At 65.3% G+C, this 22,018-nt stretch carries 21 protein-coding genes and 1 tRNA gene; 16 read left to right on the top strand and 6 right to left on the bottom strand.

The features are described from left to right. Nucleotides 1-244: 244 nt before the first annotated feature. The 5 genes from DK847_RS11080 (at nucleotide 245) to DK847_RS11060 (ending at nucleotide 5,797) form a co-directional block, all read left to right on the top strand. Nucleotides 245-2,686, top strand: coding sequence for a GcvT family protein (locus DK847_RS11080; protein ID WP_111198563.1), 2,442 nt, complete (start codon nucleotides 245-247; stop codon nucleotides 2,684-2,686). Nucleotides 2,687-2,864: 178 nt separating this feature from the next. Next, on the top strand, nucleotides 2,865-3,476 hold the full coding sequence (locus DK847_RS11075) for a L,D-transpeptidase (RefSeq protein WP_111198562.1): 612 nt from the start codon (nucleotides 2,865-2,867) through the stop codon (nucleotides 3,474-3,476). A gap of 4 nt (nucleotides 3,477-3,480) precedes the next feature. Beyond that, complete coding sequence (locus DK847_RS11070) at nucleotides 3,481-3,930, top strand: hypothetical protein (protein ID WP_111198561.1); 450 nt, start codon at nucleotides 3,481-3,483, stop codon at nucleotides 3,928-3,930. Nucleotides 3,931-4,103: 173 nt separating this feature from the next. Further along, entirely contained in the window at nucleotides 4,104-4,931 is an 828-nt protein-coding gene (locus DK847_RS11065) for an outer membrane protein (protein ID WP_111198560.1), read from the top strand. Between the two features lie 185 nt (nucleotides 4,932-5,116). Continuing rightward, nucleotides 5,117-5,797 (top strand): YoaK family protein, encoded by a 681-nt coding sequence (locus DK847_RS11060; protein ID WP_161957239.1) that lies wholly within the window; start codon nucleotides 5,117-5,119, stop codon nucleotides 5,795-5,797. 49 nt (nucleotides 5,798-5,846) lie between these two features. On the opposite strand, the gene DK847_RS11055 is transcribed toward DK847_RS11060, so the two are convergent. From DK847_RS11055 to DK847_RS11045, 3 genes are all read right to left on the bottom strand, one after another. Next, a complete protein-coding gene (locus tag DK847_RS11055) occupies nucleotides 5,847-6,128 on the bottom strand; it encodes a hypothetical protein (protein ID WP_111198558.1) in 282 nt (93 codons plus the stop codon). Nucleotides 6,129-6,302: 174 nt separating this feature from the next. Further along, nucleotides 6,303-7,529, bottom strand: a complete 1,227-nt coding sequence (locus DK847_RS11050) for a trypsin-like serine peptidase (protein WP_161957238.1) — start codon at nucleotides 7,527-7,529, stop codon at nucleotides 6,303-6,305. A gap of 187 nt (nucleotides 7,530-7,716) precedes the next feature. Beyond that, nucleotides 7,717-10,173, bottom strand: coding sequence for a sulfatase-like hydrolase/transferase (locus DK847_RS11045; protein ID WP_111198556.1), 2,457 nt, complete (start codon nucleotides 10,171-10,173; stop codon nucleotides 7,717-7,719). Nucleotides 10,174-10,297: 124 nt separating this feature from the next. Here DK847_RS11045 and DK847_RS11040 point away from each other — a divergent pair, with 124 nt between their 5' ends. Next, nucleotides 10,298-11,119, top strand: coding sequence for an FkbM family methyltransferase (locus tag DK847_RS11040; protein ID WP_161957237.1), 822 nt, complete (start codon nucleotides 10,298-10,300; stop codon nucleotides 11,117-11,119). A 112-nt stretch (nucleotides 11,120-11,231) separates the two neighbouring features. Further along, nucleotides 11,232-12,158: a LicD family protein gene (locus tag DK847_RS11035; RefSeq protein ID WP_161957236.1), complete on the top strand. Its 927-nt coding sequence runs from the start codon at nucleotides 11,232-11,234 to the stop codon at nucleotides 12,156-12,158. Nucleotides 12,159-12,179: 21 nt separating this feature from the next. Here DK847_RS11035 and DK847_RS11030 read toward each other — a convergent pair whose 3' ends face one another. After that, nucleotides 12,180-12,932 carry a hypothetical protein gene (locus tag DK847_RS11030; RefSeq protein WP_146256101.1) on the bottom strand — a complete coding sequence of 251 codons (753 nt, stop codon included), beginning with the start codon at nucleotides 12,930-12,932 and terminating at the stop codon, nucleotides 12,180-12,182. Between the two features lie 240 nt (nucleotides 12,933-13,172). Between DK847_RS11030 and DK847_RS11025 the strand changes: the two genes are divergently transcribed. Further along, entirely contained in the window at nucleotides 13,173-13,991 is an 819-nt protein-coding gene (locus DK847_RS11025) for a sulfotransferase family 2 domain-containing protein (protein ID WP_111198553.1), read from the top strand. Nucleotides 13,992-14,060: 69 nt separating this feature from the next. After that, on the top strand, nucleotides 14,061-14,945 hold the full coding sequence (locus DK847_RS11020; protein WP_111198552.1) for a hypothetical protein: 885 nt from the start codon (nucleotides 14,061-14,063) through the stop codon (nucleotides 14,943-14,945). A gap of 464 nt (nucleotides 14,946-15,409) precedes the next feature. On the opposite strand, the gene DK847_RS11015 is transcribed toward DK847_RS11020, so the two are convergent. After that, nucleotides 15,410-15,499, bottom strand: a tRNA-Ser gene (locus DK847_RS11015). Nucleotides 15,500-15,622: 123 nt separating this feature from the next. Between DK847_RS11015 and DK847_RS21010 the strand changes: the two genes are divergently transcribed. Beyond that, nucleotides 15,623-15,745 (top strand): hypothetical protein, encoded by a 123-nt coding sequence (locus DK847_RS21010; protein ID WP_280956398.1) that lies wholly within the window; start codon nucleotides 15,623-15,625, stop codon nucleotides 15,743-15,745. A 49-nt stretch (nucleotides 15,746-15,794) separates the two neighbouring features. Here the strand turns inward: DK847_RS21010 and DK847_RS11010 are convergent, their stop codons facing one another. Next, nucleotides 15,795-16,562: a class II aldolase/adducin family protein gene (locus tag DK847_RS11010; protein WP_111198551.1), complete on the bottom strand. Its 768-nt coding sequence runs from the start codon at nucleotides 16,560-16,562 to the stop codon at nucleotides 15,795-15,797. A 112-nt stretch (nucleotides 16,563-16,674) separates the two neighbouring features. Between DK847_RS11010 and DK847_RS11005 the strand changes: the two genes are divergently transcribed. The 6 genes from DK847_RS11005 to DK847_RS10980 all read left to right on the top strand — a co-directional run bounded on the left by DK847_RS11005 (nucleotide 16,675) and on the right by DK847_RS10980 (nucleotide 22,007). Beyond that, nucleotides 16,675-17,100 carry a DUF2147 domain-containing protein gene (locus DK847_RS11005; protein ID WP_111198550.1) on the top strand — a complete coding sequence of 142 codons (426 nt, stop codon included), beginning with the start codon at nucleotides 16,675-16,677 and terminating at the stop codon, nucleotides 17,098-17,100. A gap of 16 nt (nucleotides 17,101-17,116) precedes the next feature. After that, entirely contained in the window at nucleotides 17,117-17,833 is a 717-nt protein-coding gene (locus DK847_RS11000) for a tetratricopeptide repeat protein (RefSeq protein ID WP_111198549.1), read from the top strand. A 124-nt stretch (nucleotides 17,834-17,957) separates the two neighbouring features. After that, nucleotides 17,958-18,971 carry a septal ring lytic transglycosylase RlpA family protein gene (locus DK847_RS10995; protein WP_111198548.1) on the top strand — a complete coding sequence of 338 codons (1,014 nt, stop codon included), beginning with the start codon at nucleotides 17,958-17,960 and terminating at the stop codon, nucleotides 18,969-18,971. Nucleotides 18,972-19,047: 76 nt separating this feature from the next. Continuing rightward, nucleotides 19,048-20,238 carry a D-alanyl-D-alanine carboxypeptidase family protein gene (locus DK847_RS10990; RefSeq protein WP_111198547.1) on the top strand — a complete coding sequence of 397 codons (1,191 nt, stop codon included), beginning with the start codon at nucleotides 19,048-19,050 and terminating at the stop codon, nucleotides 20,236-20,238. Between the two features lie 111 nt (nucleotides 20,239-20,349). After that, nucleotides 20,350-20,976 (top strand): dTMP kinase, encoded by a 627-nt coding sequence (gene tmk, locus DK847_RS10985; protein ID WP_204508304.1) that lies wholly within the window; start codon nucleotides 20,350-20,352, stop codon nucleotides 20,974-20,976. Next, complete coding sequence (locus tag DK847_RS10980; protein ID WP_111198545.1) at nucleotides 20,976-22,007, top strand: DNA polymerase III subunit delta'; 1,032 nt, start codon at nucleotides 20,976-20,978, stop codon at nucleotides 22,005-22,007. Before tmk ends, DK847_RS10980 begins: the two co-directional genes overlap by 1 nt. The last annotated feature ends 11 nt before the right edge of the window (nucleotides 22,008-22,018 follow it).

Genomic DNA, 22,018 nt, shown 5'->3' with positions numbered 1-22,018 from the left:
ATTAGAGGGTAAGGCAGCCGGCAGTTGGACAAAGGGCTTGGTCAGCGGGGGAAGGCTGCGGCGGGGGGATGGCGGTTCCCTTCACCTCATCATCGCCGGGCCTGTCCCGGCGACCCTTTTCACGGGGAGCTCAAGGGTGCCCGGGTCAAGCCCGGGCATGATGAGAGGGTAAAGCAGAATGTCCAAAATGGAGGTGAATTCCGCTCCGACTCCACGCATCATGCAACCGAACACAGGACTCATCATGACCCTTCCTTCGCATGCGCAATATGTCGTCATCGGCGGCGGCATCATCGGCTGTTCGACCGCCTATCACCTCGCCCGGGGCCACAAGGCGGACGTGGTGCTGCTGGAGCAGAACAAGCTCACCTCCGGCTCGACCTGGCATGCGGCGGGACTGGTGGGGCAGCTGCGCTCCTCCGCCTCGATCACCCAGGTGCTGAAGTATTCGGTCGACCTCTACAAGCGGCTGGACGAAGAGACGGGGCTTGCCACCGGCTGGAAGATGACGGGCTGCCTCAGGCTCGCCACCAATGAGGATCGCTGGACCGAGTTCAAGCGGCTGGCCACCACCGCGCAGAGCTTCGGCATGGAGATGCACCTCGTCTCTCCCGACGAGGTCAAGAAGATGTGGCCGCTGATGGACGTGTCCGACCTCGTGGGCGCTTCCTGGCTTCCGACCGACGGGCAGGCCTCGCCGTCGGACATCGCTCAGTCACTCGCCAAGGGTGCGCGCATGCATGGCGCCAAGATCGTCGAGGGCTGCCGCGTCGAGGGCTTCGACATCAAGGACGGCCGGGTCACCGCCATCCGCACCAGTCAGGGCGTCATCGCCTGCGAAACCGTCATCAACTGCGGCGGCCAGTGGGCGCGGCAGATCGGAGCGCTCGCTGGCGTCTCGGTGCCGCTGCAGCCGGTGAAGCACCAGTACATCATCACCGAGAAGGTGGAGGGCCTGAGCCCCGACGCCGCCACGCTGCGCGACCCCGACCGGCGCACCTATTTCAAGGAGGAGGTGGGGGGCCTCGTCTTCGGCGGCTATGAGCCGAACCCCATCCCGTGGACCACGGGCGACGTGCCAGGCGATTTCGAGTTCCAGCTCTTCGAGGACGACTGGGACCATTTCGAGCAGCACATGGGCGAGGCGCTGGCCCGCGTGCCCGCCCTGGCCAAGACCGGCATCAAGAAGATGATCAACGGTCCGGAGAGCTTCACGCCCGATGGCAACTTCATTCTCGGCCAGGCGCCGGAATTGAAGAACTTCTATGTTGGCGCGGGCTTCAACGCCTTCGGCATCGCGTCGGGCGGCGGCGCAGGCTGGGTGCTGGCCGAATGGGCGGCCAAGGGCGAAGCGCCGATGGACCTTTGGGTCGTCGACATCCGCCGCTTCTCGGATCTCCACAAGGATCGCGCCTGGACTTGCGAAAGAACGCTCGAGGCCTATGGCAAGCACTACACGGTGGCTTTTCCGCACGAAGAGTACCAGAGCGGCCGGCCGCGCATCGTGTCGCCCCTTTACGAGCGGCTGAAGGGCCTCAACGCCTGCTTCGGCTCGAAGCTGGGCTGGGAACGGCCCAACTGGTTCGCGCCCGCTGGCGTTGAACCAAAGGACGTCTATTCCATGGGCCGCCAGAACTGGTTCGCCTCCGTGGGCGAAGAGCACCGCGCGGTGCGCGAGCGGGCGGGGCTCTTCGACCAGTCGTCCTTCGCCAAGTATGAGCTGAAGGGCAGGGACGCGGCCGAGGCCATCTCCTTCATCGCGGCGAACCGCGTGGCGCGCGGGCCCGGCAAGCTCACCTATACCCAGATGCTCAACAGCCGCGGCGGCATCGAGTGCGACCTCACCGTGGCGCAGCTGGCGGAGGATCATTTCTACATCGTCACCGGCACCGGCTTCCGCACCCACGACTTCGCCTGGATCCGGGAACATATCCGGCCCGGTCTCGATGCGGCACTCACCGACGTCACCGAACAGTGGGGCACGCTGTCGCTGATGGGCCCGGCGTCGCGCGCCATCCTCGCCGCCGTCACCGACGGGGATGTGGGCAACGCCGCCTTCCCCTTCGGCGCGGTGCGCGAGATCACCATTGCCGGCTCGCGGGTGCGGGCGCTGCGCGTCACCTATGTGGGCGAGCTTGGCTGGGAACTGCATGTGCCGATCAGCGCCACCGGGGCCGTGTTCGATGCGCTCATGGCGGCGGGCGCCGCCCACGGCATTGCCCCCGCCGGCTACCGCGCCATCGAATCGCTGCGCCTGGAGAAGGGTTACCGCGCCTGGGGGGCGGACATCACGCCCAATGACTCGCCCTTCCATGCCGGCCTCGGCTGGGCGGTGAAGCTAAAATCCAACGAGGACTTCATCGGCCGCGCCGCAACGGAGGCCATCGCCTCGAGGCCGCTCGTCAAGATGTTGGCCGGCTTCACCACGGAACGCGAGGACGTGGTCCTGGCAGGCCGCGAGACCATCCTGCGGGACGGCCAGTTCGCCGGCTACCTCACCAGCGGCGGCTATGGCTACACCATCGGCAGGCCCATTGGGTATGGCTACGTGCGCAATCCGGCGGGGGTGGACGAGCGAAACCTGACGGACGCGAGCTATGAGCTGGTGGTGGCGAATGACGTGGTGAAGGCGCATATCCACCTCCGGCCGCTCCATGATTCTGCGGGGCTGCGGATCAAGAGCTAGGCGGAAATCCCGGGAAAGCCCGCTGCAATCGATAAATCCCAGGTTGCATTAATTCGAGTTCAATTGCGTTCTGCCGGACAATCCCTCACAACTTGCGGGTTATCGTTAATATGTACTTAGCGTTTCCCCGCCAATTTGGTACGAGACAACAGTGACTTCCAGACCCGACGAGAGGACCATGATGCTTTCCCGCCGCGCCGTCCTGACCGGAGCATCCGCAGCCCTGCTGACGGTGCCCCTGTCCACAGCGGCCCTCCCGCAGAGTGCCGACGACGATCCGTATCCGCTGCCGCCGTTCAATTACAGCAAGATCCCCGCGCCCTTCCGTCCGGCGACCGTTGCCTATACCGGCCGCCAATGGCCGGGCACCATCATCGTCGACACGCCGAACCGCCAGATCTACCTCGTCCAGCAGGGCGGCACGGCGCTGCGCTGGGGCTGCGCGGTGGGCAAGGACGGCTTCCGTTGGGCCGGCCTCGCTGACGTCGGCCGCAAGGTCATGTGGCCGCGCTGGACGCCGCCCAAGGAAATGATCGCCCGCGTGCCGGAAAAGGCCAAGTGGGCGAACGGCATGCCCGGCGGCCCCGACAATCCGCTCGGCGCCCGCGCTCTCTATCTCTTCCAGAACGGCCAGGACACTCTGTACCGCATCCATGGCACGACCGACCCGATGTCGATCGGCCACAATGCCTCGTCCGGCTGCATCCGCATGATCAACCAGGACGTGGAGGACCTCTACCGCCGCGTTCCCATCGGCACCCGCGTGGTGGTGCTGGCGGAAGGAGTCTGACGCAATGCGATTCGCCCGCGGCCTGGCCGGCCTGATGCTTGCAACGGTGGCCCTCGGCCTTGCCGCCTGCGCCTCCAGCAAGTCCACGCCGGATCTCGCACCCGCCACCCCGGCACCCATCACCACCGCTCCGGTGGCGCCGGCGCCGGGGCCGCTGCCCGTGGGCAATGCGCTGTCCGCGGCCGACATCACCAAGGCGCTGTCGGAACGCAAGTTCACCTATGCAGCCCCGGGCAACAAGGGCACGGTGACCTTCTTCAATGACGGCACCTTCGAATATGACCAGGCCGGCAAGGGCACCGGCACCGGCCTGTGGCAGGCTTCCAATGGCAAGCTCTGCCAGGCCCGCAACCCCACGAGCTGGCTGCCGAAGGGCACGCCCTCGACCTGCGTTCCCATCACCTCCGATGGCATGCGCCTGACCGCGGGGCCGATTCAGTACACGCCGCTCTGACGCAGGCTGCCAGCGACTCACATGCTCCGTGTACGGACCTCCGTGCACGGAGTTTTCTTTTTGGCATGCAGTGAAATCGATTGTTCAAAACGGTGCGGCGGATTCATAATTCGTAAGCCATTTGCTGCGATCCTTGGTTGTGAAATTGCTAATTTCATCGCCGGAGAATCCCCATGAAGAAACTGCTCACCGCGTCCTGCGCCATCCTCTCGCTCAGCTGCGGTGTTCCCGCAGCGATGGCGGGCGATCTTGGCCTCGCGCCGTCTTCCTACGACTGGGCGGGAGGCTATGTCGGGGTCAATGCCGGCGTCTCCCTCAACACGACCGCGGTGAAGGCCGATTATGCCTATGTCGGCGGCGCCGACATCGGCGCGGATGCCACGGACCTGATCGATGACCTCGACTACAAGAACACTGCCGACGACCTGTGGTTCACCGGCGGCATGATGGCCGGCTACAACTGGCAGTTCGGCAACTTCGTCCTCGGCGGCGAGATGGACATCAACTACATCGGCTTCGACAACACCGCCTCGCATGATGCGAGCGATGTGATGAGCCAGGTGCTGGAGCCGGAGAACACCACCGCCACGGACCGCATCAATTACACCGCCGACTGGTTTGGCACCGTGAGGGCGCGCCTCGGCTATGCCATGGACAATTTCCTGGTCTATGGCACGGGCGGCCTTGCCTATGGCCAGCTCAAGGTGAAGCAGACGCTCTCCGCCTCCAACGACGCCGGCGAATCCGCCATTTGGGAGGGCGAGGACGATGGCTGGAATTTCGGCTGGACACTGGGTGCAGGCATTGAATACGCCGTCGACCGCTGGGTGCTGGGTGCTGAATATCTCTATGTGGACCTTGGCAGCTATGACTGGGGCTCGATGGGCAATGTCGCCCTCAACGATGCCACGCTGCAGGACGACTGGAGCAACGTGAAGCAGAAGGGCGAGGCCGACTTCACCTTCAGCGTGGCACGGGCAACGCTCAAGTACCGGTTCTGATCGCAGTGATGGTCTGGGCCTCGCCCGCGGCCGTTCTGCCGTGGGGCGCGGCCAGGCCATCAGCGGGACGCTTCGGCGCTCGCGCCAGATCATTGCGCCAGGCTGAACCGCGTCAATCATTGCTTAACGTCCGAAGCCAACAGTCAACCCGTGCAGGCGAACGGGAATCGGCTGCGGGAGGGGCAATGCTGGAGGCAGGCGTCATCGGACGTTTCACGCGGGACGTGCGGCCAGGCCTTTACCTGGTGGCCGCGGTGTGCGGCATCATCGATGTCACCTGCATCAAGGCGCTTGGCGGTGTCTTTGCCGAGATGATGACAGGCAACCTGCTGCTCATGGCGATGGATGTGGGCTCCGGCGGCACGTTCGATCGTGCCTCACGCTACCTCTGGCCGCTGGCCGCCTTTGCCATCGGTGCGATACTGGGCGGGCGACTGCTGCTGCTGCCGGGCGAGCGCGAGGTGCGGCGCTTCGCATTTCTCGTCGTGTGGAGCACCATTGCATTGGCTGCCGCCATCTGCGGGGCCTACGAACCCAATGGCAATGAAACGCTCGGCCACGCCATCACCGCGCTGCTGGCGCTTGGCATGGGGCTGCAGACTGCCATCCTCCGCCGTCATGGCGTACAGGACCTTGCCACCAACGTGATGACCCTCACCTTGACGGCGCTGCTGTCGGAGTCACGGCTGGGGCAGGGGTCTCACCCCAACAGGATCAGGCGGGCCCTGTCGATCCTGTGCTTCTTCTCAGGGGGCGTGGTCGCCGCGGCCCTGGTCCATCGCGGCACTGTCTATCCACTGGGGCTTGCCGCCATTGTCTACTCGGTAGCCATGCTTCCGCTGGTGCTCGGCGAAAAGCCAGACTGAGAAGCGCCCCGGCACATAGGACAAGGCAGCGCTGGGCGAGGGGGCGAGGTCAGACATTCTTGCCAGCCAGAACGAAGAAGTTCTCGGCGTGCTTGCGGAACTGCATCATCACGGAGCTGCGTTCGCCGGCGACGCCGCCGCTCCGGGCGCGGGTGGTGATGCGGTCGAAAAGCTCGGCCAGCCGGGCCTGCGGGTCCTGCGAGCTGCGCGCCACTTCGAGCACCAGCTCCATGAGCATGTATTCGCCGAAGAGACCTGCCGCCTGGCTGCTGTCCGCGGCATGGTTGCTGCTGTTGGCAGCCGACTTGAAGGCGAGGAGCTGAGCGGACACTGGCGTGATCTCCCTGTTTGATGGGAGTGAGTGTATCTACCGACGCCAATCCGACAAGCTGTGTAGATTGCTATATGCGTATCTTCAGACCTTAACCTTACCTGGTAAGCATTCCGGCCTGGCGGGTTGCCGGCACACGGCGCTGGCGCCGCGTGCCGGTTGCCGTGGAACGGCTTAATCGAGGCAGGCCTCGGGAACGGCCGTGCAGGCCGCCTGGACCAGCGCACCGATGTTGCCGCCGCCGTAGATGCCATAGGCGGCAAGCGGGAACTCGTAGTTCTGGCCGAAGAAAGACGAGCCCTGGACGTTGTATCCCGTCGCCGTATAGCCCCAGCTGGTGACACCCACCACGACGTTGCTCAGGCTGTCATTGCCGAGGCTGGCCTCGCTGCTCACCGTGGGCCTGGTGCCGAAGTTCACCAGCCACGGCCCACCGCTGGAGCCGCCGGTGAGGGGCGTGCCGAGCTGGGTGTTGAGCAGCGGCTTGCGGGTGGTGGTGGCCTTTCCTTTCGACACCGTATACTTGCCGAAGGACGCGTTGCGCTGCATCTGCTCGCCATTGTCGAAGGCGACGGGATAGCCGAGTTCGGTGATGTCCGCGACGGTGAGGTTCTTGAAGGCTGGGGACTTGATGTAGGAGTAGCCGTTCCAGCCATACATGTAGGCATCGCCCAGGATGGTGGCGGCCTTGTCGCCGGCCTGGCGGTTCAGCACGATGACGGCGATGTCGTTGTTGCAGACGACGCCCACCGCATTGCGCGCGCAGGTGTCGGTGCCGTTGTAGTAGCTGTCCGAGATCACGACCCGGTCTGCCGTCCAGACGCCGAAGGGACGCTGCGCGGGATCCGTCGGGTCGCCCATATTGGCGGGGATCCACTGGATGTTGTGGGCGCTGCCCGCCGCACCCAGCCCATAATCCTGCACACAATGCGCCGCGGTGACGAGCACGTTGGGAAGGATCAGCGAGGCGGTGCACTGGTAGGTGCCATCCTGGAAGTCCATCAGCATCAGGCCGGTCTGGCGATAGGGCGCGGCCGTCACAGGGTTTTCGAGTGCCGAGGTGCCGAGGCTGTTGGTCGTCGAGGCAACACGCGAGGCGCTGTAGGGCCACTTCTCGGATGAGATGCCATAGGCCATCGGCGCCACGCCGGCACGGTTCGCCTTGCGGCCCGCCGCCGATGCCTTGCCGGAGATCGGCGTAATATCGTTTGTAGTTCCCTCGACAGGAAATGCCTGCAGGGTGGTGCGCGGCAGCTTCGTCGGGATCTTGGAGCCCTTGGCCGGCATCTTTACGCTGCCCGACACCGTCAGGGTCAGGGGAGAGGCCGCCTCGGCTGCAGCGCTCCACAGCAGCGCGCCGGCGCACAGGGGAATGATGCTCTTCGCAAACTTCGATAACATGGCTGCTGCCTCCTCGATGGTGTGCGGAGGGGCGGTCGCGCCCATCCGTTCAAAGCCTTGGGGCAGGGCCGTGGCTTGCCGCGTCTTGCTGCAGCAGTCGCGGCAGCGGCACACCAGTCCGTCCCAGGCCGTTGCAGCCTAGACCAATGTGTGCGCCGGAGCCATCGCCATGTCGTCCCGCGCCGCGTCAACCCGAGGTTGGCGTAGCCGCACAACCTTCGCCGAACGGCCCATCGATCCACAACGAGCCATTCTCATACATGGCCGTGCCGCTGCTGTCGGTGATGCCATGCGACTGGGCATCGACGTGCAGCCGCGAATCCGGAATCCGCAGGCCGTTGACCCGCACGCTCTTGATGAACAGGTTGCGGTCCCCCGGCTTGTCGGGCGTACCCCACAGGTCATTGACGTAGCGGATCTCGATCTGTTGCGGGCTGGCGTCGGGAGGCAGGTCAATGGTCAGTGGTTCGGTGCTGGCAGCGGCCGTCTGCATTTCGGCCAGCGACTGCTGTGACGTGGCAGCGGTGCTGGGCACGCCTGCGGCGTCCAGTGTGGCGACCAGCTTCCCATCGAAACGCAGTTCGAAGCGCGGCGGCGCCTGGTAGGCGGTGCCGCCCGCATCGATCACCAGTTCGGTGATGCCGCAGCCCGCCGGCTTCGGGCCCCCGGCGACCACCGCGGCGATGCGCTGCTTGTGCGACTGCACCCAGGAGGCGATGGGCTGCAGCAGTTGCGTTGCATCGCTCACCCCGGTGACGAACAGATCCTGCTTCTCGCCGGGGTCGGCCTTGAGGTCGTAGACTTCGATCTTCCCGGTGGTGGCATTGAAGATCACCTTGCGGTCGTCTTCGCGATAGCCGAACTGCACCCCGCGCCAGGGTGCGAAGAAGAAGGTGCGGTTGGGTTTGTCGGTGCTGAACAGGCTTCGCCCCTGCCACTGGCCCGGCAGCGGCAGCCCCAGCACGTCGAAGATCGTCGGCGCGATGTCGATCACGCCGCCCACCGTGTCGTCGACTTCGCCGTGGAACAGGTGGCGGTTGATCATCATCAGGGGGATGTGGACGTTCTCCTCGTAGAGCGCGCTGGCATGGACATAGTTGCCGTGTTCGCCGAAGGCTTCGCCGTGATCGCCGAGGATCACCACCAGCGTCGAGTCGAGCTTGCCGGAGGCCTTGAGGCTGGCCAGCACCTGGCCGAGCGCCATGTCGCCGATGCGCAGCGCATTCAGGTACTCGTTGAACTTCTCGTCATCGGCGTAGTGGACCAGCTCGCCCCCGCCGGCGGACGGGGCAATGCGGCGGGAGTGCGCCCCCTCCGTCACGCGGTAGGGATAATGCGTCATCGCCGTGAACATCATGGCGAAGAACGGCTTGTCCGAAGGCTCGTTCATCCACTTTGCGATGGTGCGCGCGGTGCACAGGTCGCTGGTGTAGTCGGCGTTCTTGAAACTGTCGGTGCTGATCTTGAACTCCGCTCCCCCGCAGTCCTGGTCGCGGTAGTCCTTGATGACGTCGAGCCCCTTGTTGAGCAGGAATTCATCGACTCCCTGGAAGCGCGAGTCGGCGCTCCAGAAGAAGCCGGTGCGGAAGCCATGCTGCTGCAGCGCATTGGTGAGCGAGTCGAACTTCAGATAGGGGTAGCTCCCCGTCATGCCGTAGTAGGAGATGTCGTTGTACATCGACGTGAACAGCGAGAAGATCGAGTAATTGGTCGACGGCGCATGCGCATAGATGCGGTCGAAGCGCACCGACTGGTCAACATGGGCCGCAATGTTCGGGGTCACCGGATAGGTGCCGCCGAAGGCCTCGACATACTTGGCCGGCACCGACTCCATCATGAACACAAGCACGTTCTTCACCGGATTGGGCTCCGGCCGCCTGAAGCCCGAAACCTCGCCCCGGCGTTCGGAAACGGGAAGCGTGTCGGGGTCATTGGCGCTCACCGGCATGGTGAAGACCACGGGCGTCGAACTGACCAGCGCAGATTCGATGAAGTGCACCACCGGGTTCTGCAGCTTGGTCACCGGCAGCGCCTGCGCCTCGACATGATAGGCGGACCCGACAGCTGCGATGCCGACACCAAGAACGATTGCACCAAGCGCAAGACGATGCGCCAGAGGTCCCAGCCCAAGCCACAGCCGTGCCGCCACATAGCCCAGCACCAGCACGGCGAGACTGGCGCCGCACAGGACCGAGAAGTCGGTGAGGTTGAAGGCATCCGCCATGGCGTTGCGGGCGTCGGCGTTCTGAAGGAAGTCGCCATAGACCAGCCACTGGAAGGTGAAGGGTTCGCCCAGCATCTTGACGAGGTTGATGTTGGCGAAGCCCCAGGCTAGCGACACCAGGATGATGCCGTAGAACAGGATCACCACGCCAAGGCTGGCGATCCGGCTGCGCCGCGCCGCCAGCAGCAGGCCGAGGGCCGCCGCCGTCACCCCGGCTATGAAAAGCAGGTCATAGAAGCTTGCGGCAATGCCTGCCGGCACGGCGCCCAGCAATTCACCGGCGGTTTCCGGGGCCTCGAGAATCACTCCGCGATAGACCCCCAGCAGCAGCCAGGCCAGCACGCCCGTGCAAAGGATCTGAAGCATCATGCGGCGGAAGTGCCCGCGGTCGGCGGGGCGGGCAGTTGCGATGTCGGCCATGGGGGTCCCGGTAGATTGCAATTTGACTATAGGCGCAGGCGGCTGCGAGGGAAAGCCGAGCCCGTCGATTGCCTCGCCATGGCTTTCCGGACTATCTCCCGGGAGTGGTGAGGGTATTCAGGTCATGACGATATCCGGTCTGCGCCAGGTCGTTCTCGACAGAATTGGCAGGTGGCTGGAAAAGCCGGTGATCGAGGGCACGGTGCTGGGCCGCGCGCTGCGCTTCATGGCACGGCACTATCACAACAACTCCTCCGACCTTGCGGCGAATGGCGAAATTGAGCTCATCGGCCGGGCCCGGCGCTTCTGCGCGGCGGGGGAGTGCGTCGTCGACGTGGGGGCTAACCGCGGGCAATATGCCAGGGCCTGGCTCGCGCCGCCGGGGGGCGTCGACGTCCTGTCCTTCGAGGTCGATGCGGCACTGGCCGCCGAATTGGCGGAGCAGGCCCGCAGCCATGGGGGGCGCTGGCAGGTCTTTCCCTTCGGCCTTTCCGATCGTGACGCCGAGGTGACGGTCTGGCGGTCCGGCGCGAGTTCCGAACTCACCAGCATCGAACAGCCGCTCGAGCCGGGCTTCTCGCCCGGCACCGCCCGGGTGAGGGATGCGGCTGCCCTGGGCGAGATCGCCGGCCGTCCCATCTTCTTCCTCAAGCTGGACGTCGAGGGCCATGAGCTGGCGATCCTCCGCCGCGTCATCGCAGCAGGTTTGCGCCCGCGGATCATCCAGTTCGAGTTCGGAAGCACCGCAGTGGCGGCACGCAGCTTCCTGCTCGACTTCTGTGCACTGCTGCGGGCGGACTATGTGTTCGGGCGGCTTTACCGTGCCGGCGTGGACTTCGCCGACTATGATCCGCGCACCGCCGAATGCCTCGACATGATGGGCAACTACGTCGCCGTCCTGAAGACGGAACCAGCGCTCGTCAGCGCTCTGTCGGCGCGCCGTTGACAGTCCGTTCGCCTTGGGTGAAACCGGTCGCATCATGGCAAATGCCGACAGCCGAGCCCACCTCCTGAGTGATCGTATCGCATTCGAATGGCCATGGCTGTCAGCCTTGCTGATGATCCTTGCCACCATGCTGCTCATGGCGATTGACTGGCCGCTGCGCTGGCAGATGGCGCTGGCCTCGGCCGCCGCCGCCTGCCTCTGCGGTCTCGCGGCGGGACTTCGCCCGGTGTCAAAAGGCATCCGGGTGCTGCTGTTGCTGGCGGCAGGCGGCGTCGTGCTGGGTCTGCTGCTGCCGCCCAGCCTGCTGCGCGGCATGTGGCTGGCACTTGCGCTGCTGCTGGCCCTGCTGGTGCTGGGGCTGCGCTATCACTATCCCTATCAGCCGCGGCGCGTCCGCCTTGGCGATCATTACCGGATCGGCGGGCAGGATTGCCGACTCACCGGCATCACCCTCAAGTCGCCGCGCATCTTCCACGCACGGCAGGACGTGCTCGACGAACTGGTCGAGCTGGCGGATTATGCCGACCGCTTCCTGGCCCGCCACGGCATCCACTACGTCATGTGCTGCGGCACGGTGCTGGGCGCCCTGCGCCACAAGGGCCCTATGCCCTGGGACGATGACGTCGACTTCACCGTCTACCGGCCTGAGGACCTGAACAAGCTGGAAAGCCGCTTTCCCGAACTCGCGGCCGAGGCGGCGCGCGACGGCTACCAGCTGTTCGGCCACAACGACTACTGGAAGCTCGCCCGCAAGGGGTTCTGGCGCTACCCCGTGGTCGATCTCTATCGCGCCGAGATCACCGAGCCCGAAGGCTCGACGCCGGCACGTGTGCCCTGGGGTCCGCTCGAACTCTGTTCGCCGGCCAATCCCCGCGACTATGTTGTGGCGACCTATTCCGCCGGCAGCCTGACGACAGCCGTCTTCGACCTGCCTTACTGGGACTCAGGCTTTGTTCCGGCGGCCGTAACCAGGCTGTTCGGGCTGCGCCTGAGCAATCTCCTCGGCAATACCTACGACGCACTGTTCAAGAAGCGCTGACGCCGGGCCGGGGTCTGGTGGTCAGCCCTCGGCTCTCGCCGCTGCGGCCGTCGCGCGCGCTGCACCTGCAGCCTGCCGGCTCATCCGCACCATGGGCCAGAAGCTCGAGAGATAGGCCAGGAACGACAGGATGACGACAACCTCCGTGCCGCTCAGCAAGGCGCGTTGCCAGAAGAAGTATTCATCGGGCAGCAACTTGCCGCCGAAATAGATGACGCCGTAGAGCGCGCTGAGAAGGGCTATGGCCAGCGCGTTGCGCGGGTTCCTGCGCAGCTGCATCAACGCATCCGACCCCGGCGCGCTGGCCAGCAGCCGGCGGATCAGCACGCCCGACAGGCCGATGCCGAAGGCATGGCCGAAGAACAGCATGTAGCTTCCCACGTCGTGGAGGTGGGAATCGATGTTGCCGGTGTACTGGCTCAGCACGATCATGCCGGCCACCGCCACCGCCTCGCACAGCGTGATCACGGCCAGCAGAAGCAGGTTGCCAACCCGGCCGCGGGCCGTGGCGGCGACGATGCGGTAGAGCGTGCTCACCACCTGCACGATGGCGAATGACAGGAACACCGCCGATACGATCATCGCCCAGGCGAAGGGATCGGCAATCGCCGGATCGAGCAGGGCATGGCTGATCGTGGGAGGGGCCTTCACGTAGTTCTCGCTGTGCCGGGCGATGTTGTCGCCATGCACCCACAAGATGGCCCCGGCCGAGGTGACGGGGCCCGCCCGGAAGGCAAGCGCGGCAAGCGACTGCGATGAGGTGCCGTTCGCCATCAGGACCGCGCGCAAACCGTGGCGGGAGCTGGCGCGCCCCGAGCCGGAGAATGTGACGAATGTCCTGTCTTCACGATCACTGCTTCCTGATCCTGCCTTGCCGCGCCCCGGCACTTGCGCCAAGCCGCCCTCACAGTCAATGCCACGAGATTACTCGACCCGAGGAGGTCCGCTCAAGGCGGCCAGGACCCCCGGCTGGAAACGGTTTCCGGCCCGGTGAGGGCTGGGAGCGGCCGAAACATGCGGTCAAGACCTAGGCAGGAATCCGGACGGGCAGGGCAAAACAACGAATGCCGGGCCACGGGCCGGGTTGCTAGTGTGAACCCACTGCTCCAAGAGACCCGAAGGTACAGCATGCAGACGGCGCGCGCGCCCCAGGATTTCTTTGTGTCCGTCCACATACCGAAGACGGCGGGCACCGCCCTGGGCCAGATCCTGAACCGCGCCTTCGGCCACCGCGTGCTGATGGACTATGCGCCCTTCGAGACCTATGCGAGCCCCGACCCGCTCATCCGCGAGGGGGCCCACTTCATCGGGAAATTCTATCGCGGCATTCACGGCCACTACAATGTGAAGCGCCACCTCGCCAACTTCCCCGATGCGCAATACATCGCCTGTGTACGCCATCCGGTGGAGCGCATCATCAGCCAGTACCTCCACGAACTGAATGAAGACAGCGGTGACGCGCCGTTCCAACGCGACATCCGGGAGGGGCGCCTGTCAGTGATCGACTTTGCGGCGATGCCCGGCGTCGGCGATGCGATGTACCGGCACCTTGATGGCCTCTGCCTTGACAGGTTCATGGTGGTGCTGGTCACCGAATCGCTGCCCACGTCGCTGCGCCTGCTGCAGACCCGGATGAAGGACCTCGACCTCTCCAGGCATTTCGGCACTCCACCCGTCTATCCCGTCCTCAACAGCCGCGCGCAGCGCAAGAAAATCATCGAGTTCGACCAGAAGACCCGCAGCGAGATCTATCTCCGCGCGCCGCAGGACGTCGAAATCTACCGGCGCGCGACTGAATTGCTGAACCAGGGCATTCAGCGCCACCTGCAGTAAGCTTGCGGCCACAGCCGCCGAACCCTATGACGGGCGCCGATTTGCGACTGACGTGCCGGACCCGCGTGAATGAAAGTCATCGTCCATATCGGACCCCCGAAGACAGCCACTTCGTCCCTGCAACTGGCACTGGAGGCGGTGGCCGACAGCCGCGTCTGCTATGGCGGTGCCTTCCATCCCCGCCACCGCGACGTCGACAGCCTGAACTACAGGATCATCGAGGCCTGCAGTGCAGAACAGGAGCCGGACGCCGCGTTCGCCGCGATCAGGACGGAGATCCGGGACCTCTCGTCGCGCCACGCCGTCCTCATCCTGTCGGAGGAGCAGTTCCTCGTGGACTGGAAGCCTTCCTCCCGCACAAGGCTTTCGCGGCTTCGGCAGCTGATGGCCGGTGTCGACTGCCGCATTCTCGTCACGCTCCGGCGCGCCGGTGAGGCGCTTCCCTCGCTCTATCAGCAGATGTTCCAGCAGGTTCACTCGGCGGACGTGCCGGATTTTTCAGCGTTCTGCTCACACAGTCTGGCGTCCTGCTTCGACTATCTGAAGGTGTGCCGCTTGCTGGCCGACGTCGGCTTTGCCGATGTGAGGCTGCTGCCCTTCGCCGACCTCGTGTCGGGCGGGCTCACCCTCGGTGACGTCACCGGATGCCAGGAGCTGGGCGACATCGCGCTGGCGCTGCCCCACGAGAACAAGAGCAGGACAGGCACTTCCGGCACCGAGCGCTTGATCCCCGGCCTCACGCTGAAGACGGCGCTGGGCCGGAGCGCCGCGGCGCTGGAGCTGATCAGGCTCTCCGGCCTCAGGCGCTGGAAACACTACGAGGCCCTGGCAGCCCAACTCGACCGTCTGGTCTGGCGGCCAGGTCGCCTCGAGCAGCTCACGGTTCCGCCGGCGGTATTGCAGGCGCTCGACGCCTCCTATGACCAGGCATTGCTTGAGTTCGACCAAAGGTAGCAGGCGCACACTGTTTCGTGAGGCTATGAAGCGATTGAGGTCAATCCTCAGACAGATGCAGCACTAACTTCCGCGTCTGCTCTTTCGCAGCAGAAGAGCGATGGGACCCCAGATTAGCAGTACGCTAATTGACAATAGAAAGGGCGCAAGGACGATTATCCAGCCGCTGCGACTACGGGTCACTGCAAACAGCCACTCGTAAAAGAGCCATATGGTTGGAAAGCCCAATATTCCGGAAGTAATGGGAAGAACGGGTGCCGTTATCCAGATGATGACAAGTGCGACTAAGGCAAGCCCGTTCCAGACCTGACTAAGCCCGCGCAGAATGGAATGTCCCGCCATGCGATACCTTTTCCCAGCGCGATGCCCCGAACCAGTTCGCCATTGGGCGGGGTTGAACGACAGATAGGCTCTAGTAGGCGTTCCGAAAAGTTTGAATAACCCAGAATCTTAGAGACGAATAATGGCGGAGGGGGAGGGATTCGAACCCCCGGAGGGCGTGAACCCTCAACGGTTTTCAAGACCGCCGCAATCGACCGCTCTGCCACCCCTCCGATGGGACCGCAGGCCTGTCTCAATGCCCCAGCGGCTGGGAGACTGTCAACTCGGGTAAGGCGTTAGCGGATCGTTAAGGAATCGGGTGCGACCCTGCACTCCGGCTGAACGAGGGTCCGACAATGGCATATGTCGTGGAAGCGCTGGTGGCGGTCGTCACCATCGGCTGGGTTGCCCGGGAATTTGCAAGGATGCAGCGCTATCGCGCCTGCTGCACGGCGCGGCTGCGCAAGGCCGGCGCCTGAACGATTACCCGGCAGGGCCACGCGGGCTCCGCCGGGGATCATACCGTTGTCAGTCGGCGTAGGAGGGGTCCTCGGCGTCGAGGATTTCCTTCATTTCGGCAAAGTGCGACTTGAACTGGTCGCGGTCGGCCTCCCACTCCTGGGCGGTCTTCTCGGCCACGGCCGGGCTCATCACATGCAGCTTCTGGCCGGTCGAGTAGGCGAGCACCAGGTTGCGGCAGGCGCGTTCGAAGTAATAGGTGAGGTCGAAGGCCTCGGCCACCGTCTCGGCGCAGACCAGCATGCCGTGGTTGCCCATCATCATCATCTGCTTGTTGCCGAGCAGCCGGCCCAGGCGGTCGCCTTCCTCGCTGGTGTTGGCCATGCCGCCGTAATCCATGTCGAAGGCCACGCGGTTGTAGAAGCGCGCGGTGTTCTGGTCGATCGGCAGGATCTCGGGGTTGGCGAGCGAGGCCACGGCGGTCGCATAGGTGGGATGGAGGTGGATGATGCAGCGCGCCTGCGGCACGTTGGCGTGCATGCGGCCATGGATGCACCAGGCGGTGAGGTCCGGCGCGTCCGGGCGGTCCATGGTCGAGGGGTCATCCGAGTCGAGCAGCAGCAGTTCGGAGGCCTTGATGCGCGAGAAATGCTTCCACCGCGGATTCATCAGGAACTTCTTGCCGTCGGCGGAAACGGCGAGACTCAGATGGTTGGCCACCGCCTCGTGCCAGTCATAGCGCGCGGCCAGCCTGAAAGCCGCCGCAAGGTCGACACGCAATTGCCATTCATCGGTTTCAAGAGTTTTCGCGGTCTTGAGCGTCGCGAGGTTCCCCATGGAAAATCTCCTGTGCTGAGGCCGGTGACGATATCCCTTCCCATAATCTCCGGCAATCGGGCATGATCGGGGCGGGGCGCATGGCGGGGGTGCGGTGGTTTCAGGATTGCGAATGGTTGCGGTGACGGCGCTGGCGCTGGGCCTTGCCGCCGGGGCAGGGGCTGCGCGGGCGTCGGAAGATGCCACCGGCACCTGGCGGATGTCGAACGGCAAGGTCACGGTGCGCGTGGCGCATTGCGGCCAGGGCCTGTGCGGGCGGGTCGTGGCGCTCAAGAAGCCGCATGACGGCAAGGGCCGCCCCCGGCTCGACAAGGAAAACCCCAACCCCGCGCTGCGCTCCCGGCCAGTGATCGGCCTCACCATCCTGTCCAACATGAAGGCCAGCGGCAAGGGCACCTGGTCCGGCACCATCTACAATCCGGACGACGGCAACACCTATTCCTCCTCCATGCAGCTGCTCGGGCCCTCGACCATGAAGGTCAATGGCTGCGTGGCCGGGGTGCTGTGCAAGTCCCTGAAATTCATCCGCGTCGACTGAAGTGAAGAGCCCCCACATGCGCCAGCCGGTCCTTGCCCTCGCAGCCCTTCTTCTGGCAGCCGCACCCGCCGCGGCACAGTCGCTGGAGGAGCTTCCCTTCGACAAGCAGATGACGCTCGCCAAGGTGGGCGACGTCGACGCGCAATACCAGGTGGGCCTCGCCTACGAGACCGGAAAGGGCGTCGCGGTGGACGAGGCCGAGGCGGCACGCTGGTTCCGCCAGGCGGCGCTGCAGGGCAATGTCGAGGCGCAATATCACCTCGCCCGCCTCGTGTCGCGCGGTGCCAAGGGCCTGAAGCAGGATTATCCGACGGCGCTGAAGCTCTACCAGGATGCGGCCGCCAAGGGCTTCGCCCCGGCCATGGATGCGCTGGGTCAGGCCTATCAGCAGGGCCGCGGCGCCGAAGTGGACCTGGCGCGCGCCGCCGAGTGGTACCAGAAGGCGGCCGACCAGAAGCTGGCGGATGCCCAGAACAATCTCGGCATGCTCTATCTCGAGGGCAAGGGCGTGGCGCGTGACCTCAACAAGGCCTTCAGCCTGTTCGAGGCCGCCGCCGCCCAGAACGACCCCTGGGGCCTCAACAATCTGGGCGGCATGTATGAGATGGGCTGGGGCACCACCGCCGACAAGACCAGGGCGCTGGACCTCTACCAGCAGGCTCTGGCCGCCGGAAACACGCGCGCCCAGGCCAATATCGACCGCCTGCAGGGCAAGAGTGCTGCCGCCGAATAGGTCGGCAAGATCCGGTTAACCATACTTCCCAACCCTCCGTTTACGCTCCCGGCGCAAACTTCTCGACGGATGGAATCGGATGCGCCACGCGAGGCGCATGGCCTTCGAGGCGGAGTGAGTGGGTATGTTGCGTCATGCACGGAAGGCCATCGTCCTGGCAGCCATCGGGCTTGCCATCGCCGGTTGCTCCTCGCACAAGAAGCAGGCCAAGCAGGATCCCTTCGCCGGCGTCGGCAGCCCCATCTATCCGGGTTCGGGGCCCGTGCCGTGGGGCGGCGGGCGCTATCACGTCGGCAAGCCCTACCAGGTGGCGGGCGTGTGGTTCACCCCGAAGGAACAGCCCAACTACGACAGGAAGGGCACCGCCTCCTGGTATGGCGAGGACTTCAATCGCCGCAAGACCTCCAACGGTGAGTGGTTCGACATGAACCGCCTCACCGCGGCCCACGCCACGCTGCCGCTGCCCAGCTATGCCAAGGTCACCAATCTGGAGAATGGCCGGGAGGTGGTCGTCCGCATCAACGACCGCGGACCCTTCGTCGACACCCGCGTGATGGACCTGTCCAAGGCCGCCGCCAGCGAACTGGGCTATCTGAACCAGGGCACCGCCAAGGTGCGCGTCCAGTATATCGGCCCCGCTCCCCTCAACGACAAGGGCGGCAGGCATCTCGTGGCCATGAACACCGAACTCGAGCGCGGCACGCCGATGCGCAAGATGATTGCCGCCGCCGACCATCGCCGGGGCAAGTCCGCTCCCGCCGAAACCGTGATGGTGGCAGAAGCCGCGCCGGTGAAGAAGAAGCAGGCGCCGAAGGTGGTGGCCGAAACCGTCGCCTTCGAACAGCCGGCGGAACCGGTCCAGGCCGCGCCCGGCCCCACCGGCGAGGTGAGCTATTACATCCAGCTCGGCTCCTTCTCGGACGGAGGCAACGCCGCCCGCGCGCGTGACCAGTTCGCCTCCGTCTGGCCGGTCCAGTTCATCGAGCTTTCAGGGGCCGCGGGCCCGGTCTACCGCGTCCGTCTCGGCCCGATCTCGGATAATGACGATGCCCAGACGGCGCTTTCCGACGCGCGCTCCGCCGGCTTCACCGATGCCCGGCTGATCAAGTCGGAGGCGGTGCAGGCGGCGCTGCAATAGGCCCGCCCCGTAGTTCCGGCGCGGCGGGCGCCGGCGCGAATTGATTTCCGGGTCGAAGCCCTCTAGCCTCCGCACCATGACGTCTGTCCAGCGTATCCGTCGAGTCGCCTGCCTCCTGCTTGTTGCCTGCCTGCTGCTGGCACTGCCGGGTGCGCGGGAGATCCTTGCCCAGGGCAAGACCGACGAGCCCTATGTCTCGAAGGCCGCGGAGGCGATCCTGCTCGACGCGCGCACTGGCCGCGTGCTGTTCGAGAAGGACGCCGACCAGCCCGTTCCCCCCGCCTCGATGAGCAAGCTGATGACCATGATCATGGTCTTCGAGGCGCTGAAGGCCGGCAAGCTGACGCTGGATCAGAAGTTCAAGGTCAGCCAGGACGCCTGGAAGCGCGGCGGCGCGCCCTCCGGCGGGTCGACCATGTATGCCGAGCTCAACTCGGACATCGCGCTCGAGGACCTCATCAAGGGCGTCGTGGTGCATTCCGCCAACGATGCCTGTATCGTCATTGCCGAAAACATGGCTGGCAGCGAGCCGGCCTTCGCCGCGCAGATGACGGAGCGCGCCCACGAGCTGGGCGCCACCAACGCCACCTTCAAGAACGCCACCGGCCTTCCGGACCCGGGCCACCAGATGAGCGTGCGCGATCTCGCCATTCTCGCGCGCTACATCATCAACACCTTCCCCGAATACTACAAGTACTACTCGATCCCGGAATTCACCTGGAACAACATCAAGCAGCAGAACCGCAACCCGCTGCTGAAGGACTATCCGGGCGCCGACGGCATGAAGACCGGCTACACCAAGGAGGCGGGCTATGGCCTGATCGGCTCGGCCCAGCGTGACGGCCGCCGCCTCATCATGGTCATTGCCGGGCTCAAGTCGATCAACGAGCGCCGTCAGGAGGCCCAGAGCCTGCTCGACTGGGGCTTCAAGCAGTTCCGCACGGTGGACGTCTATGCCAAGGGTGATCGCGTCGGCCAGGCCCGCGTCTGGGGCGGCACGCAGCGCCATGTGGCGCTGCTGGCATCGGGCGACGTGCGCGTGGCGCTGACCCCGCAGGAAAAGGAAATGGCGGAGGTGAAGCTCGCCTATACCGGCCCCCTCATCGCCCCGGTGGAAGCCGGCAAGGAGGTTGGCTCGGTCCGCTTCATCGTCGACGGCATCACCGTCGCCGACGTGCCGGTGGTCACCGCGGCCGCCGTAAAGGAGGAACCCTCCATGTGGTCGCGTGCCGTCGACTCCGTCTTCATCATGGTCTTCGGCAGCTAGGGTGATGGAGCGTGGCATCCCCGACTGCCGTCATGCCAGCGAAAGCTGGCACCCCGCTTCGGCTCCAAGACGCTGTGTCCCAGCTTTCGCCGGGGTGACGGAAGGTTCTTGATGTCGGCGCGGTTCATCACATTCGAAGGTGGCGAAGGTTCTGGCAAATCGACCCAGATTCGCCGTCTCGCCGCAAGGCTGCAGGAAAGGGGCAGGGACGTTCTCATCACCCGCGAACCCGGCGGCACGCCGGAGGCAGAGGCGATCCGTGGTCTCCTCGTCTCGGGTGATGTGGCGCGGTGGACGGCCAGATCGGAAGCCCTGCTGAATTACGCCGCACGCGAACAGCATCTCGAACAGGTCATCCGCCCGGCACTCGTCTCCGGCCGGACCGTTCTCTGCGACCGCTTCATGGACTCGACGCGCGCCTATCAGGGTTATGCCGGTGGCTGCGAGCCGGGCTTCATCGATGCACTGGAAAGGGCCGTCGTCGGCCCGACGCGGCCTGATCTGACGCTGGTCTTCGATCTCGACCCGGCCATCGGTCTTGCCCGGGCAAAGTCGCGCGGCGATCATCAGGCCGAGGACCGCTACGAGCGCAAGGGGCTCGCCTTCCACGGCAAGCTGCGCGAGGGCTTCCTGGACATTCTGCGCAAGGACCCCAAGCGCTGCCGCCTGGTCGATGCGTCCCAGGATATCGACGCGGTGGCCGAGGACGTCTGGTCCATCGTCGAGGCGGCGGGCTGATGGCCGAGGACTTCAAGGATCCGCGCGACGTTCCCTGGCACCCGCGCCGCGCCAGTGAACTCATCGGCCACAAGCCGGCCGAGGCCCGCCTGCTGCAGGCTCATCAGGCCGGCAAGCTGCACCACGCCTGGCTGCTGTCTGGCCCCAAGGGCATCGGCAAGGCCACGCTGGCCTACCGCTTCGCCAAGTTCTTGCTGCAGGTGCCGAGCGCGCATGGCGCCAGGGCCCACACCACGCTGCACATCGCCCCCGAGGGCCATGCCTTCCGGCAGGTGGCCGCCGCGTCGCACCCTGATCTCCTTGTCATCGAGCGCGCGGTGGACCAGCGCGCCAAGCGGCTCAAGACCGAGATCGCCGTGGATGACGCGCGCGACGCGCAGGGCTTCTTCTCCCGCACCTCCGGCGCCGGCGGCTGGCGTGTGGCCATCGTCGACGCGGCGGATGACCTCAACTCGGAATCCGCCAATGCGCTCCTCAAGGTCATCGAGGAACCGCCGAAACAGTCGATCTTCCTCATCGTCTGCAACCAGCCGGGCCGGCTCCTGCGCACCATCCGCTCGCGCTGCCTGCATCTGCCCATGGACCCGCTCTCGACGGATGAGACCCTGAAGGTGCTCCGCCACCTGCCCGCCGGGGCCATCGAGGCGGAGGAGGCGGACGTGCGGGCCGCGGCCGAAATGTCCCGCGGCAGCCCCGGCAAGGCCATGGACCTGATCGGCTCGCGCGGGGCGGCGGCCTTCGGCGAGTTCCTCAAGCGCTCCAAGCTGTCGCCCGCCACCGCAGTCGAGATCGCCGCCGCTTTCTCGGGCCGCGAGACGGCGGAAGATTATTTCATCTTCTGCGACCTGCTGGTGGGCTGGGTGGCAAGCCAGGCCCGCGCCGCGGGCCTCGCGGGCCACGGCGAGGCGCTGGCGCGCGCCCATGACGACATCAATGCTTCCCTCCGGCAGGCGGATGCCCTAAACCTCGACCGCCGCCAGACGGTCACCGATGCGCTGATGCGCCTCGAAGAGGCTCTGAAGGCCTCCTGAATTCAATTAGA

Source organism: Aestuariivirga litoralis, from assembly GCF_003234965.1.
In the GTDB taxonomy this organism is placed as follows: domain Bacteria; phylum Pseudomonadota; class Alphaproteobacteria; order Rhizobiales; family Aestuariivirgaceae; genus Aestuariivirga; species Aestuariivirga litoralis.
The sequence above is the reverse complement of the archived record's forward strand: the minus strand, read 5'-3'. Positions and strand labels throughout refer to the sequence as shown.